The sequence below is a fragment of the Rhodococcus opacus B4 genome (assembly GCF_000010805.1).
Taxonomy (GTDB): Bacteria; Actinomycetota; Actinomycetes; order Mycobacteriales; family Mycobacteriaceae; genus Rhodococcus_F; species Rhodococcus_F opacus_C.
The window spans coordinates 182,832-196,863 of the sequence record NC_012521.1; the positions used below are offsets into that span (position 1 = coordinate 182,832).

The 14,032-nt window shown below is 63.3% G+C and carries 11 protein-coding genes and 5 pseudogenes; 9 read left to right on the forward strand and 7 right to left on the reverse strand.

Going from position 1 to position 14,032, the window contains the following annotated elements; translation table 11 throughout:
* Nucleotides 1–27: 27 nt before the first annotated feature.
* Nucleotides 28–1,566, reverse strand: coding sequence for an AMP-binding protein (locus ROP_RS39460; RefSeq protein WP_005254542.1), 1,539 nt, complete (start codon nt 1,564–1,566; stop codon nt 28–30).
* Between the two features lie 213 nt (nt 1,567–1,779).
* Between ROP_RS39460 and ROP_RS39465 the strand changes: the two genes are divergently transcribed.
* From ROP_RS39465 to ROP_RS42285, 4 genes and pseudogenes are all read left to right on the forward strand, one after another.
* Nucleotides 1,780–2,409 (forward strand): enoyl-CoA hydratase/isomerase family protein, encoded by a 630-nt coding sequence (locus tag ROP_RS39465; protein ID WP_005254541.1) that lies wholly within the window; start codon nt 1,780–1,782, stop codon nt 2,407–2,409.
* 410 nt (nt 2,410–2,819) lie between these two features.
* Nucleotides 2,820–2,987 (forward strand): hypothetical protein, encoded by a 168-nt coding sequence (locus tag ROP_RS43335; RefSeq protein WP_157792686.1) that lies wholly within the window; start codon nt 2,820–2,822, stop codon nt 2,985–2,987.
* 353 nt (nt 2,988–3,340) lie between these two features.
* Nucleotides 3,341–4,138, forward strand: a complete 798-nt coding sequence (locus tag ROP_RS39470; protein ID WP_012687216.1) for a DUF427 domain-containing protein — start codon at nt 3,341–3,343, stop codon at nt 4,136–4,138.
* A 257-nt stretch (nt 4,139–4,395) separates the two neighbouring features.
* Nucleotides 4,396–5,315 (forward strand): annotated as a pseudogene (locus tag ROP_RS42285) (transposase); the annotation flags it as partial.
* 4 nt (nt 5,316–5,319) lie between these two features.
* Here ROP_RS42285 and ROP_RS45155 read toward each other — a convergent pair.
* From ROP_RS45155 to ROP_RS42290, 3 genes and pseudogenes are all read right to left on the reverse strand, one after another.
* Nucleotides 5,320–5,913, reverse strand: a complete 594-nt coding sequence (locus tag ROP_RS45155) for a zinc-binding dehydrogenase (protein ID WP_241769506.1) — start codon at nt 5,911–5,913, stop codon at nt 5,320–5,322.
* A gap of 54 nt (nt 5,914–5,967) precedes the next feature.
* Nucleotides 5,968–6,309: pseudogene (locus ROP_RS45160) on the reverse strand (alcohol dehydrogenase catalytic domain-containing protein); the annotation flags it as partial.
* Nucleotides 6,310–6,529: 220 nt separating this feature from the next.
* Nucleotides 6,530–6,848, reverse strand: a pseudogene (locus tag ROP_RS42290) (transposase); the annotation flags it as partial.
* 181 nt (nt 6,849–7,029) lie between these two features.
* On the opposite strand from ROP_RS42290, the gene ROP_RS39490 reads away from it, so the two are divergent.
* Nucleotides 7,030–7,854 carry an alpha/beta fold hydrolase gene (locus ROP_RS39490; protein WP_011133506.1) on the forward strand — a complete coding sequence of 275 codons (825 nt, stop codon included), beginning with the start codon at nt 7,030–7,032 and terminating at the stop codon, nt 7,852–7,854.
* A gap of 240 nt (nt 7,855–8,094) precedes the next feature.
* Here ROP_RS39490 and ROP_RS39495 read toward each other — a convergent pair.
* Nucleotides 8,095–8,870: pseudogene (locus ROP_RS39495) on the reverse strand (IS701 family transposase); the annotation flags it as partial.
* 10 nt (nt 8,871–8,880) lie between these two features.
* Between ROP_RS39495 and ROP_RS39500 the strand changes: the two are divergent.
* Nucleotides 8,881–10,674: a hypothetical protein gene (locus ROP_RS39500; protein ID WP_012687222.1), complete on the forward strand. Its 1,794-nt coding sequence runs from the start codon at nt 8,881–8,883 to the stop codon at nt 10,672–10,674.
* Nucleotides 10,675–10,775: 101 nt separating this feature from the next.
* Nucleotides 10,776–11,234, forward strand: coding sequence for a hypothetical protein (locus ROP_RS44725; protein WP_012687223.1), 459 nt, complete (start codon nt 10,776–10,778; stop codon nt 11,232–11,234).
* Here ROP_RS44725 and ROP_RS39515 read toward each other — a convergent pair.
* Nucleotides 11,181–11,903, reverse strand: a complete 723-nt coding sequence (locus tag ROP_RS39515; protein WP_012687224.1) for a hypothetical protein — start codon at nt 11,901–11,903, stop codon at nt 11,181–11,183. The two genes, ROP_RS44725 and ROP_RS39515, sit on opposite strands and share 54 nt — an antisense overlap.
* Nucleotides 11,904–12,224: 321 nt before the next feature.
* Here ROP_RS39515 and ROP_RS39520 point away from each other — a divergent pair, with 321 nt between their 5' ends.
* Together ROP_RS39520 and ROP_RS43780 are read left to right on the forward strand one after the other, a co-directional pair.
* Nucleotides 12,225–12,482 (forward strand): hypothetical protein, encoded by a 258-nt coding sequence (locus tag ROP_RS39520; protein ID WP_012687225.1) that lies wholly within the window; start codon nt 12,225–12,227, stop codon nt 12,480–12,482.
* A gap of 77 nt (nt 12,483–12,559) precedes the next feature.
* Nucleotides 12,560–13,070 (forward strand): annotated as a pseudogene (locus tag ROP_RS43780) (DUF6308 family protein).
* A gap of 76 nt (nt 13,071–13,146) precedes the next feature.
* Here the strand turns inward: ROP_RS43780 and ROP_RS39530 are convergent.
* Nucleotides 13,147–14,028: a VOC family protein gene (locus tag ROP_RS39530; protein ID WP_012687227.1), complete on the reverse strand. Its 882-nt coding sequence runs from the start codon at nt 14,026–14,028 to the stop codon at nt 13,147–13,149.
* Nucleotides 14,029–14,032 lie beyond the last annotated feature (4 nt).

Sequence of the window (14,032 nt, forward strand, 5' to 3'; positions counted from 1 at the left end):
AAACTAGACTGTGCCGGACTGCCTGCGTCAATTCACGCCGCGCGTCGACCCTTCCCAATACGGCGCTCGGAGCTTGAACTTCTGGATCTTGCCCGTCGCGGTATGTGGAATCGAGTCACGAAACTCCACCGAAGTCGGCGCCTTGTAGCCCGCCAGGTGCTGCTTGCAGTGTGCGATGATCTCGGCCTCGGAGACTGTGGAGGGACCCGTGGTGACCACCAGCGCCTTGACGGTCTCGCCCCATTTCTCGTCCGGTACGCCGATCACCGCGACCTGGGTCACACCGGGATGGCTGAAGATGCATTCCTCCACCTCAATCGACGACACATTCTCGCCACCGGTGACGATCACATCCTTCTTTCGGTCGGAAATCGTCAGTTGGCCCTCGCCGTCGATCATCCCGCCGTCTCCCGTGTGGAACCAACCATCACGCAGCGCCTCGTCCGTCGCCTCGGGGTTGTTCCAGTATCCGTTCATCACGACGTTCGAACGCGCCAGAACTTCACCCGAGTTGGAGATATGAAGCCGTGCACCGAGGGCGGGAAGTCCGGCGCGGGTCAGTCTGTGCGCTCGTTCCTCAAGATCAAGACCGTCATCCGCAGGCAGCGACCGGTTGAAAGTCAGCAGCGGCGATGTTTCCGTGAGCCCGTAGATCTGCTGCAGTTCCCACCCCAACTCGCTGCTCAGGCGCGCGATGGTACGGCTGGGCGGAGGAGCGCCGGCGCACACCACCCGCACCCGATCGCGACCAGGAATCTCTCCATGCCAGGACCGGGCAGCATCGAGCACCGCGTTCCACACCGCCGGAGCCCCGCACATCAACGTCACACCGTGTTCCTCCACCCGCCGGAGGATTTCGGTGCCGTCGACCTTGCGCAACACGATCTGCTTCGCGCCCAGTCCCGCCATCCCGAACGGCATCCCCCAACCGTTGCAGTGGAACATCGGCAACGTGTGCATGTACACATCGCGTTCCCACGCACGGGTGTGCATCGCGAGTGTGACGGCATTGACCCAAAGATTACGATGAGTCATCTCGACACCCTTCGGGCGCGCGGTGGTGCCGGAGGTGTAGTTGATTGTTGCCGTCGACTCCTCCGTGGGCGACGCCCAGGGGGCCGGCTCCGTATCGAAGCGCATCAGATCCGCGTCTGTGTGCTTCCCGAGTACGAACCGGTGCCGAACCTTGATACCCGACAACGCCTCTTCCAGCTCGGGATCGACAAGAAGCACTGACGCGCCGCAATCTCCGACGATGTAATCGACCTCCGCCGGAGACAGACGGAAATTGATCGGAACACAAATCCGGCCGCTCGCCGGCACCGCGTACAAGAGCTCGAGCAGTCGGGCCGAATTGTGGCTGACGACGGCGACCCGTTCGCCGACCCTGATGCCCAGACGGTCGAATCCTGCTTGCCAGGCACACACGCGGTGGGCGAGTTCCCGAAAAGTCACCTGCCCGACCGACTCGCCCGGTTGTTCCGGCTCGTCGATCACGGCCACGCTGTCAGGGAAACCGGCCGCTCCCCGCTCCAGAAAGTCTGTAACCGTAAATGGGATGTGCATCGGTCCACCTCCACGACAACGTCAACGTCACTGCCACACCGCGTGGCCACACCACACGGTATCGAGCGGCAGCCGAGTTAACTTCCGTAGTTTTCCCGGATGTTCGTGGGCGGCCGTGGATCGTTGAATGGTGGAACACGATCTGTCGCCGCACTGTTGAGCACGCACACGAAGCCGTGTCGAACAGTGGATCGACAGGAACCGGAGGTTGTGATGGTGCTGCCAAACCTCGTTGCGGCAGAAGAGGACACCTACAGCCGCGTGCTGTGCGATCAGCACGACGGAGTGTTGCGCGTGACGTTGAATCGGACCACTGCGCTCAATGCCATCAATGCGACCATGGCCAAGCGGCTACAGCAGCTGTGGTCGCTGGTTCGGGACGACGCGAGCATCCACTCGATCATCGTGTCCGCGGCTGGTGTCGAAGCATTCTGCATGGGGTTCGACGCAGAAGACCCGCCCCAGCCACTTTCCTGCGGCGGCAACGCCCTGGGATGGGAAGCTTTTGCCATCAGCCCGAAGGAATGCGGCGTCGACAAACACCTGATCGTGACCGTGAACGGCATCGCCTGTCGAGAATCATTCCGATTCTTGCGTGATGCCGATGTCGTCGTCGCGTCCAGCAACGCCTCCTTCTTCGAGCCGCCTCGTTTCACCCCTGCAGATGATGTGAGCAACAGGGAGGGTGGATTGCCAGCAGGACTTCGCACGATCTGCGCCACAAACCCGACCGTGCACAACCCTGTGACGGCATTACAAGCGCACCATGCGGGCCTGGTTCACGAAGTGGTCCCGCTGGCGTCGCTGCGAGGTACCGCCGAACGCCTTGCCCACAGGGCATGACCGTCGACTCCTGACCCCTTACTTCCCCAATGACTGCAATCTTCTACGGAAGACACCGCGCATGACTGTCACGACGATAGGGAGTTCCAGCCACACGATCGACGTAGACGGCATCACGACGCACTATCACAAGGCAGGACCCGGCGATCCCGTGTTGCTGTTGCACGGACCCTGGACCGGGGGTGTCAGCTTGGGCGAACTGGCAGCACACGATCCTGCCACTCGCCGCCAACCATCACGTTTTGGCCCCTGATGTTGTCGGGTCGGCGGCCCGTAGCTGACGGACAAGAACCGGGTGTCAGCGACACCTGGCGACCGACGATCCCGCATATCCGCGCGCTATCACGTTCTGTCCGTGCAGTTTGCAATCAATCCGGCCTACCGCCGGAACGTACTGAGAGGTCCACGTCATGCTCGACCGAATCTTCACAACCCTCCTCACTCTGGCTGGCGTCGCGGCCGACGGCAGGTACATCTCGCTCGTCGACAACGACATCGCCGGTACCGCAGACCTGGACGAGACGCCCACTGGTCGGTTGGCGCAGGCCGGACCGCAGAGCACGTTATCGGACAGATAGCGCCAGGCCTGTTTCACGGCGCTCCGATCGTGAAATATGCTGTACACCACACTATTTAGGGCCCAACACGCGGTGATGAACTGCGCATTCGTTATGACCGGAGTGCTGATTGTCGTCGGAGCGATCGGGCGTGAGAGAGTTTGTTCCCATCGCCGACTACGCATTTCCTGGGGGGACGGCTTGACTGTCTCCGAGATCTGGGAATCCCGGGACGTCCACGACAACCCTTCGACGAGGTGATCCGACCGAAGCTACCTCATCAGATCCCTCCGCCCGCCGTCTTCGAGTTGATCAACACGATCACCCGGTAGGGCGCGGAGCGCCCGACCCACCCACGAACTTTGGAGAAGTCGATGTCCATAGCTCTGACGCACGCTGCCGAGGTCCAGCAGTCCGGCGTGAACGGCCGCATCTCGCTCGAACGCAACCACAAACGAATCCGGGTGTTCTTCGCAGGTCACGTGATCGCGGACACCACCCGCGCGGTGTACCTGTTCGAGAAGGGGCACCTGCCGGTCTACTACATCCCCCGCGACGACGTGCGCACCGACTCCCTCGAGCCCCTCGACGCCACCACGTGGTGCCCGTGGAAAGGCAAGGCCAGGTACTGGGATCTCGTCGTCGACGATCGGCGGGCCGAGCGGTCGCTGTGGGGTTACGACGAACCGCTGAAGGACTCCCTCGATCTCAGCTGGTATGTCGCTTTCTACTGGCACAAGATGGACGCCTGGTACGAGGAGGATCAGCAGGTGTTCGTGCACCCGCGCGACCCTTACTTCCGCGTCGACGTCCTGCCGTCCTCCCGGCACGTGGAGGTCTTTATCGGCGACACCCTCGTCGCCGACACCACCCATCCACGCTTGCTGTTCGAGACCTCACTACCAGTTCGCTACTACATCCCTCGCATCGACGTCCGCTCCGAGTTCTTCACCGGCTCCGACGCCAAGACCTCCTGCCCGTACAAGGGCACGGCCTCGTACCTGTCGTTCACCGGATCGGACGACAGCGACCCCGTCGAGGACGCCGCCTGGTACTACCCGTTCACGACCGCGGAGGCTTCGGGCATCGGCGACCACGTGTCGTTCTACCCCGACGGCGCCAGGATCGTCGTCGACGGCGCCCCGGTGGAGGGCTGTCCGACGCCTCTGTGAACTTCGTACCTTGACCGGTGTCGCTGCGGCCGGTTCATGGTCGTTTGCTCTGGTTTCGGTCGGGTGGTGCGGGTTTCGCGATGTAGTCCTGGCCCGGCATGATCCCGGAGTTGCCCCGGGCGTCGTAGAAGTTGAGGTGGCGGTCCCCAGCTCGAGACCTGCCATGTCGTAAGTGTCGGGCGTTCCTCCAAGAACTCCGACAGCAGGGGACCGCCGTGAAGAAGAATAGCCAGAACCAGACCGTGCCCGCGATCCCGGAGCGGGTGAGCGTGGCGATGGCCAAGATCGCCGAAACATGCACGAGGGCCGCCGTCGGCGGCCTGCAGGCGATGCAGGCGATGATGGACGCCGAGGTGACCGCCCCGGCCGGGCCGAGAGGCCGTCGCGACCGGCAGCGCATCGCGGGTGCGCCATGGCCGCGAACGCGGCTCGGTGACCCTCAGCGGGCGTCGGATGCCCGTGACCCGGCCGCGGGTGCGGGCCGCCGACAGCGCCGGGGAACGGCCCACCCCGTCGTACGAGCTGGTCACCTCCACCGAGATCCTGGGGAAGATGGCGATGGAGGAGATGCTCGCCGGGCTCTCGACCCGCCGCTACACAGCCGGTCTCGAACCGGTCGGACGGCGAGCCGCCGAGACATTCTCGGCGACAAGCAAGTCCGCCGTCTCACGCAGGTTCGTGAAGTTGACCGAAGCCGCCCTGACTGAGCTGCTCGCCGCGGACCTGTCCGGGCTGGATCTGGTAGCGTTGATGATCGACGGGGTCCACTACGCCGAGTCGTGCTGCATCGTCGCCCTGGGCATCGATATCGACGGGGACAAGCACCCGTTGGCGCTGGTGGAGAGCTCGACGGAGAACGCGACGCTGGTTGCGTAAGGCGGTGGTCGACGTCCTCGATCACCCGGTGATCCAACATTGTCAGCTACACAAGATACGAGACGTGAAAAATCATCTGCCGCGACGACTTCGGAGCAGTGTCGGGCGGAATATGGCGGACACCAACCATGCCGATTCGGCGCTCGAGGCCGAGGCCGCGCTGCCCGCCCTGGCGAAGGAACTCGACCGTACCCATCTCGCGGCGGCCGCGAGCCTGCGCGAGGGACGCGACGGGACACTCACGGTGCTGCGATTGGGTGTGCCGCCCACTCTCGCCCGTACGCTGCGCTCGACCAACGCGACCGTCATGTATCGGAGTCACGAAGGTCAAGTAGAACTTTTCTCGACTCACCGTTCTCGACTGCTTCGTGAGCTAAAGCGATTTCATCTAGCGGGAACGTGAGATGAGGCAGTGGGGTTAGTGCCTGCTCGGCAAGTGCGTCGGTGATGCTCTGCGCGGCGAGGGAGAGGGCTGAACGACTATGTGTATAAAGAAGGAAGAAACGGAGCCCGAGACCTGCAGCCATGCACTCGCGGATAGGGATCGAGAGTTCGCGACCGTCGGTGGCATAGGTGGCGATGCTTGCACCAGGTGCCGCGACAGCTAGGTCGATGTTCCAGTTGTCCACGATGGCGACTTCTACAAAGATGTCCACGCCGTTGGTGAAGGCTGTGATCTGGTCGGCAACGTCGTCGTCGCGGTAATTTACGACGAAGTCTGCGCCTGCCTGTCGTGCGAGTTTAGCTTTGTCGGGCGTGCTCACTGTAGCGATGACAGTGGCACCCGCCCATCGCGCGAGTTCGATCGCGAAGTGGCCTACAGCGCCGGCGCCACCTGCAATCAAGACTTTCTTGTGCGTCACCGGTCCTGCATGCAGTAGGCACTCGTGGGCGGTCATGGCCGGAATTCCCAGACACGCACCCAGTTCGTCGGAAGCTGAGTCGGGCAACGCCACGGCTTGATTCGCGGGAACGAGGGTATATTCGGCGGCCGTACCCCATCTGCTGCCCAGCGCCGCAAGCCAAAGCCATACACGTTGGCCGATACGGCCTTCATGGACTCCTGGTCCCACTGCAACTATCCGACCGCACCCGTCCATATGAGGAATTTGGAAGTCGTCTATCGGGCGCGGAGTCTTGCCGCTGCGGGTCTTTACATCAGAGGGATTCACTGCGGAAAAGGAGACTCGAACGAGAACCTGCCCGGGACCCGGTTCAGGCTTCTCGCATTGGATGATGGAGAGAACATCGGAAGCCTCTCCGGACTTGTGGTACGTCGCTGCGCGCATCTGCATTTCTTAACTGCCGTTCGATCGGGTAGGGATAGAGCCCCGTGAAGTGGTGTAAATCGTTGTGCGCCGGGAACTGTGATGTTGGGGAGTATGCCGTAAGTGTGGTTGTTTCGTCCAGCACCATCGCCTGGGCGGGTGCGTCAGCCGCGATGACTGTCGGCGCAGGCGGGCGGAGCCCGGCAGTGGATTCCTCGGACAGGTAGCGGCGTTGGGATACCTGTCACTCGTCGTGCGCCTCGATCAACACACACCTCGCCAGACGCAGCAGCGCTGCAGGGTTGGGGAAGATACCGACGACGTCGGTTCGACGTTTGACCTCTTTATTCAGGCGCTCGATGATTTGGTCGACCATATCTTGCGCCAGTGTGCCTCCGGGAGGTCCGCGAACGCCGTGGTCTCCTCCTTTGCATTCGTTTAACATCGCTGCCACCGTGGGGAATTGAGATTCCAACATCACTGCGACGGTAGCGACACGATCACGCACCAGCGGCCCCCGTCGGCTGGCTGAAAATGACGCGTACAGCGGCCGCGACCATCTCGGATTGACACTGTCACCGATTCGCGGAACCCGATTTACACCACCCCATGGGACTCACCCTTGGAGTACTCGGTGGACTGACTTCGATGCGTGGGTATTCCGTAGTTTTTACGGATGTCCGGGATTGGGACCAAGCCCACACTGGTCAAAACAGCGCCACGGCAAGCTCGGTCGGAGGGAAAGTTATGAGCACGGAAGTGCCCCCAGAGGATAATTCAATCGTCGCGAACGGTATCAGGACGAACTACCTCGAGGCTGGTAGCGGTCCTCCTGTCGTGCTGATCCACGGGTCGGGTCCGGGGGTCACTGCCTATGCGAACTGGCGGCTCACGATCCCGGCACTCGCGGAACGGTTCCGCGTGCTTGCCCCCGATATGGTCGGGTTCGGTGGGACCGAACGGCCCCCTGGCGTGGTGTATGACCTCAAGACCTGGGCAGACCAGGTGGTGGGTTTCCTTGACGCGCACGGCATTGAGCGGGCGTCCCTGGTTGGCAACAGCTTCGGCGGGGCAATCGCGCTGCGGGTCGCCACGCAGCACCCGGAGCGTGTCGGGCGGCTGGCGCTCATGGGCAGTGCGGGTGTTTCCTTCCCGCTCACCGATGGCCTCGATGCGGCATGGGGTTACCAGCCATCGATTGAGAACATGCGTCGACTGCTCGACATCTTCGCGTACTCGCGCGAGCTCGTGACCGACGAGCTGGCCGAAGTGCGGTACCGCGCGAGCATCGAACCGGGCATTCAGGAGGCATTTTCCACGATGTTTCCCGAACCGCGGCAGAACGGCGTGGATGCACTGGTCACTCCCGAGGAGGACCTGGCACGCCTGCCTCATGAAACGCTCGTCATTCACGGCCGCGAGGACCGCGTCGTACCACTGTCGAGCTCCATTCGACTCATGGAAGTCATCCCCAAGGCCCAGCTACACGTCTTCGGCCGCTCTGGACACTGGACACAGATCGAATGGGCCGAGAAGTTCAACCAGCTACTCAACGACTTCCTCGCCAACTAGCCCAATATCGCATGCCTTGGGTTGCGTGTTCCCGTTCATTCCCGGCCCCCGGGGAGTGCGTGGGCTAGTACTGCAACGGCACTTATGGCAGGTGACCGCGGGTTCGATAGTGGGAGGTGCGGGCCTGGTGTTGTCGGCGTCTCCGCCAGTGTGACCAGGACCAGGTGTGCTCGTCGGGGTGGGCGTGTCGCAGGATCAGATACACGAGTAGGCGGCGGATCTCGGGTACCGTGTAGCCGATCATGTCCTGATCATCGGTTCCGATTCCCCTTTTATGGCTTCGGTTTTCGTGCCTGCGAGCCAGGCGAGGGCGAGCATCGACAGGGTGATGTGGGCGTACCAGGCCCGGTAGGTGCGTACCTAGACTGGTCGAGGCCGGCCTCGTTCTTGGCCTGTTGGAAGCATTCCTCGACCCGCCACCGCGAGCCGGCGACGGTGGCGAGTTCGGTGAGCGTGGTGCGGCGGGGTCCGGCGCAGATGTAGTACGCGATCTCGGTCGGATCCGACAGTGATCGGCGGGCGAGCAACCAGTGCCCGCGCCCGGGTGCCCAGGCGATCCGGATCGGGATCCGGACCCAGGAGTACTCGCGTCGGCCGTGGGCGCCGTCGCCGGCGGAGATGCGGCGCCACTGTTTCGGCGGGATCGCGGCGATCATCTCGTCGGCGCGGCCGGCGCGGCCATCCGGGGTGAACACGTCGCCGCCCAGGCGGGTGGCCAGCACGTAGGAAATGTCGCGTTCCTCGAGCCAGACCCGCAGGTACTTCACCTGCCCGTAGGCTTCGTCGGCGGTGGCCCAGGAGAATGGGACCTGTGCGTCGAGGGCGCGTTCGATCATGTGCTGCGCCAGAACGGGTTTGGTCGCGAACTTCACCTCGTCGCCGATCCCGGCGGCGCGGCACCGGTCCCGGTCGGAGGTCCAGGACTCGGGGAGGTAGAGCTCCCGGTCGATGAGCGCGTGCCCGGCGCCGGACGCGTAGGCGAGGAACACCCCGATCTGACAATTCTCCACGCGCCCGATCCTCGCGATGAGCGGAGGCGAACTGGCGGCGCGCGTATACGAGCTAGCTGCTGCCCCAGACCCTCGCAACGAATCAACCCCCGCCGTCATTGCAAGACATGCCGACGCTCTGGAAACGTATCTGCGACTGACCCTCTCCGAGTATGGATCCAAGAATCGCCTATTCATCCTCTTCGAGGACATCAAGCAACCACAACCGCGGCGCTACGCACAGGCGATGGTTCGTGCAATCGCCACCGCGTTCGACCACTGGGAACTCGACGACAACCTCGTCGAATCCATCCAGGTGCTAACCGGGGCACGCGCACCCCGTCCCGGTGCAGTCCACGACGACCACACTACCCAGACTGCGCACCAACAGACCATCGATATCGCACTCGATGCAGCGTGGGCCACAGCCACCATCGAACTCGCCCGAGTTTTACGCGCATCGTCGGCCCGCGACACCCTCATGCACATCGGCCGGGCCAGAACCGCTCTGGCGCCAATCACGGGTAACGAGGATGCGATCGATGCCATCGTTCTCGACTCGACGCTGAAGATCCTCAGTGACTTCCTTACTGGTGTTACCGAGTCCAGCACCGGCGAGTGGCCGATCGAACCTTCTGCGGTCGCTGAACTGGAACATCTCGTGACGCGCTACCGAATCGGTGCACACGGGCTCCACCACTGGGTGGGAGACCGCAAACAAAGTGTCCTCACCGGGTGGGGGCGCCTCGCCCAAGATCTGCTGTTCCTGCGAACCCACCTTGAACGCGCAAGCATCTACCGCGCAGCCGTCGTGCTCGACGACATCCTCGACATCTACACCGCCTCTCGGGCGGTCGAAGTCGTCGCCCGCGAATCCGATCTCGACGGTGTGCGGAGAATGCTTCAGCCGCCGATCGTCGGCAGCTTCGCTGCCCGCGCTGGATTACTCCGCAATCTCGAAGACCACGTCGATGAACTGCAAAAGTGCGTCGACAACCCGCAATCGAATAGCCACGGGCGGGCGGGGGAGGTTCTTCCTGTCGCGCGGATTGTCTTAGAAGCGGCCCGCGACCAGGTCGCGAAGCATGAGCCGCCGGGAAAAACTGTTGGGGCGTCGGCGCCGCTTCCGCCCCCGCTCGCTGACCTGTTCGGCGGCGGAAACGTGCCCAACGCTATCGCCGAACTCGATCCCGAAATCCTAAAGACCCTTGCGATCGGAATCACCGACGCGCGAGACTCCCGGGGCCCCTTCCAACATGTAGCCATCTCCGCGGTATGCGAGAGGATCAAAGACAACCTCAGCGCTAGCCCGGACTACAAGGGCGATATCAAGGACAAGGTCGACTACGTCCTCGAACTCCTCGTCCGATTTCTACACTCGCGCATCAACATCGAGAAAAAGTACAAACCCTACCTTTACAAGCCAAACGCGAGTGAAAACGACTTACACCTGGACCTGTTCGACTATCTCGTGGGTAGTGGTCTGGCCGGATTCGCCCAAATCGAACTAACGAATGTTGCCGGCGGTCGAGCCGATATTCAAGTCGGCTTCGGCGCCTTCCACATCTACCTAGAACTAAAGGCAGACGCGACCAAAGCACGACAGGCCGCCAAGACCGCCTACATACAGCAAACAGTCTCCTATCAAGGCGGCGACATTCGTATAGGATTCCTCATAATCCTCCGCCTCGGTGACGGCAAGGGCGCACCTCCACACCTCAGCGACCTGGTCACACACACCACCACGACAATCGCTGGAAGCGCCCACCCTCGCCACGTTGTCATCGTGGAACTGCCCGGAAACCGCACGGTTCCCTCAAACATGAAATAGAGCGACGACATCCGAATAACTTTCGGGCTCAACGCCGCGCGGCACGGCCGCGCGTTCGGAGCTCGGCCACGCCGAGGTCGTTTACCATCCCCGCGGAATCGGTGTGGCAGGCCACCTCGACGGTGCTGGCGGTCCTGGGGACCTACCCGTGGCGGTTGCGGTCGCTGCGGGTGCTTACCACCGCCGATTTCGACCGCCTCACCGACGCCTTGGACCTCCCGCCGCTCGGGGAGATCTTGACCGCCGACGAGATCGCGCGGTTCGTGGTTCGGGTCGCGTACCCCACGTGTCCGGTGGTGCTGGTGGACGAGGAGCTGGCCCTGATCGCCCCGGCGCGGGCCTACGGTGATTGGCTCGGCGCGCTGGGCCTGCCGGATCTGGCGGGGAAGGCCCGCACGCGCCTGCCCCGAAACGACCGGATTCGGCGCGCGCACCGGCCGCGGCGACAGGAGACCGCCCCAGTACGGTTCCCCGCCGCCTGCCCCGCTGTCCCCAGGGATGCTCAGCTACGCCTCTTCTGTGGGGGAGGAATCGTCTCGGGCGTCCTCGACGCGGGTTGATTCGATCGACAACTGTGCGCGGCTGAGTTGAGCGAACGCATCGGTGCGGTCGTCGGTGAAGAGTGAATTGATTATTTCGGGGCTGAGCGAGACCCCATCCTCGATGAGTTGCTTGGTGACGTGGGCGCGTATCAGCTTCCGAGTCTGGATTTGGTCTTCGTAGTCATCGTTTGAAAGGCGCTTTCGGCGCCGGTCTTGTTTCCAATCGCGGATCAGTACAAGGATCCGGTAGAGAATTTCGCCAGCGGGTCGTATGCCTGCAGCGCTGATGGCGGTGAGTACTGCGTCGAGGGGGTTGGCATAAGTGAGGCTGGTGACGTATATCTCCCCGTCGGAGGCCCAGCCTCGTTCGTTGATGATTCGACTTATCTCTGCCTCGACGGCATTCCTGGCAAGATCCTGTAACGGACCTAGGCTTAGGAAGTAAACCTCTCTTTCGATGTCGGCGAGATTCTTCCATCCGCTGGGAGGGTTGAACCTCTTGTCGACCATCAGTCGATACCACAAATCTTCTGAGTTGAACCTATAGAGCATGTTTGCGCGCGTGATCTGTTTCTCCAGGTCAGTGCTCAGCGCGCAAATGGTGTTGAGATCGGATAGGGCCGCGCTGAGGATCTGGATGGGAGCATTCGGTCCCAGGTTTATCGACACAGCGATTCGTGTGGACATCTGACGAACGTACTTCGGTCAGGTGTCAGGTGGGCCCTGGATGGCACCGATACCTGGGTGATCGATCTCGCCGTTGACGGAGACGGGCTGGTCTGGAGCTTAAATCATGCCCGCAACGTCGAGGTGGGAGGGCGAGAACCATGCCTGCCCCCGACCCCCGGGTGCTGGCTGTTTCGGGTGGTCCGGGCGGCGGGTTCGCAGTCCTCGAGCGGTCCATGCCGTCGAAGAAGCCAGTGGTGGTGCACTCGCCTTCAGGCCATCCTTTGCGCGCATCGATCACCGCGCATTCCTATCACTGAACTGGGCAGATGAAACGTCCCTGTGACGTCCGAAGGGCCACGCCCACAACGCGATACTGTCCACACAACGTCCGCCGACGAGATCGCCCGGTTCGTGGCGCGGGTCGCGTATCCCACCAGTCCGGTGGTGCTGGTGGACGAGGAATTCGCCCTGGCCGCCCTGGCGCGGGCCTACGGTGATTGGCTCGATGCGCTCGGCCTGCCGGACCTGGCGGAGAAGGCCCGCACGCTTCTGCCGGAGACCGCCGGCGGCCGCGCCGCGGCCGGACACCGCCCCTGATTCCGGGCCCGGCGCGTAGCGCCCACCTCGGTTCGGTTCCCGGTCGCCGGCACCTGGGGGGTGAGGGGGTGCGGGGTATGACATTGCGGCTGCCGACCACCCTCGCCACCGACTCGGACGCCGCGGCGATCGAGGCACTGACGAAGTATTACGACCGCCCGTACCTGGGCGACGACGCCTACGTCGGCGCGCACTTCGACTCCTGGTCCAGCACCGGTAATCGGGCCGGGGAGGCGGACCGGTTCACCGCGGACGACCTGGTCGCGGTGACGTTCCTGTCCGTGCAGGTCCCCCCGAAAGCGGCGCGGACGATCCTCGACACCCAGTCCGAGGCGCTGAACGCCTTTCTGACGGCGATAGGCCCGGACCGGGACCTGGTTCGACGAACCGGAACCGCTGACCCCGGGATGGCCCGCCTGGGACCTGGAAACGGCCCTGTGGGCGCTGCCGGGGATTGGACGAAGGAAGGCGACGAAGTTGATCGCCCGCAAACGTCCCCGGCTGTATCCGATCTGGGACTCACGGAGAAGTCCGCCAGCTCGCGGGTCTCCTCACCTTGGAATGGGCGGATCGGGATCCGCCCCTTGATGCATTGATCGACCTGTGCAAGGCATTGGTGCCGGTGCCGCCGCTGACGGGGAAGGTCAAGGGCGGCACCGGTTCCCTAGGAGGCGTGTCCGAACGACTCGGGTGGGGTCAGGCCCCAGGGGCTGAACGCCTTCGGGAAGTTGTCCCACATTCCGGGCGCACCGGGGCGCACCCGGGGCATTTCCGCGGACAGTTCGTAACGGTTACCCGCGACCCAGAAATATGTGTAGAGGTTGGCGCCCACACCGTGACGGCCGGGTCCGGTCTCGATCGGCACACCGTGCCGTGCGAGTTCGTCAGCGGCCACCTTGAGGTGGTCGAAGGACTCCATTCCCAGGGCATAGTGGTGCAGCGACTTTCCGGGCTCGGGTGTGGAGATGATTGCCACGTCGTGGTGCAGGTCGCTGGCGCGGAGCCAGGCAGCACCCATCACGCCGGGTGCGGGAGCGAAGATGTCGGAGATCTGGAAGTCCAGGATGTCGACCATGAACTCGACCAGTGGTTTCGGGTCCTGCGCCTGGAGTGTGATGTGGTCGAAGTCCAGTGCCCGGATCCCGCCGCGATGGGCGGCTCGCGCCGGATGAATGTACTGCGGCCCCTCGGCGTCGGTGAGCAGTGACAGCTCCATCACGTGGCCGGTCGGCGTCCGGAACTGCAAGGACTGGCTCACGCCGGGATCCTCGTCGCTGCGGGTGCTGTGTTCGACGCCGGCGTTGGCGAGGCGTTTGCCGTAGTGCTCGAGGTCGTCGTGCGAGTCCACCCTGAGGGCGAACCGGCGAACGCCGGTGCCACCCGAGGTCAGTACCAGGTCGCACCTTTCGTCGACGCCCGCGGTGAGCCGGACGGAACCGTCGGACCGGCCGAGTTCCTTCATGCCGAGCACGTCGACGTGAAGGCCGACCGCTTCTTCGAGGTCGCCTACGGCGAGTTCGGCGTGGGACACCTGTGAGATTCCCATGATT

Excerpts from the sequence above, each read along its gene's own strand:
- ROP_RS43335 (WP_157792686.1), top strand. The coding sequence starts at position 2,820 with ATGCTCGACCGAATCTTCACAACCCTCCTCACTCTGGCTGGCGTCGCG.
- ROP_RS39500 (WP_012687222.1), top strand. The coding sequence starts at position 8,881 with ATGAGCGGAGGCGAACTGGCGGCGCGCGTATACGAGCTAGCTGCTGCC.
- ROP_RS39490 (WP_011133506.1), top strand. The coding sequence starts at position 7,030 with ATGAGCACGGAAGTGCCCCCAGAGGATAATTCAATCGTCGCGAACGGT.
- ROP_RS39470 (WP_012687216.1), top strand. The coding sequence starts at position 3,341 with ATGTCCATAGCTCTGACGCACGCTGCCGAGGTCCAGCAGTCCGGCGTG.
- ROP_RS39530 (WP_012687227.1), bottom strand. The coding sequence starts at position 14,028 with ATGGGAATCTCACAGGTGTCCCACGCCGAACTCGCCGTAGGCGACCTC.
- ROP_RS39460 (WP_005254542.1), bottom strand. The coding sequence starts at position 1,566 with ATGCACATCCCATTTACGGTTACAGACTTTCTGGAGCGGGGAGCGGCC.
- ROP_RS39515 (WP_012687224.1), bottom strand. The coding sequence starts at position 11,903 with ATGTCCACACGAATCGCTGTGTCGATAAACCTGGGACCGAATGCTCCC.
- ROP_RS45155 (WP_241769506.1), bottom strand. The coding sequence starts at position 5,913 with ATGACCGCCCACGAGTGCCTACTGCATGCAGGACCGGTGACGCACAAG.
- ROP_RS39465 (WP_005254541.1), top strand. The coding sequence starts at position 1,780 with ATGGTGCTGCCAAACCTCGTTGCGGCAGAAGAGGACACCTACAGCCGC.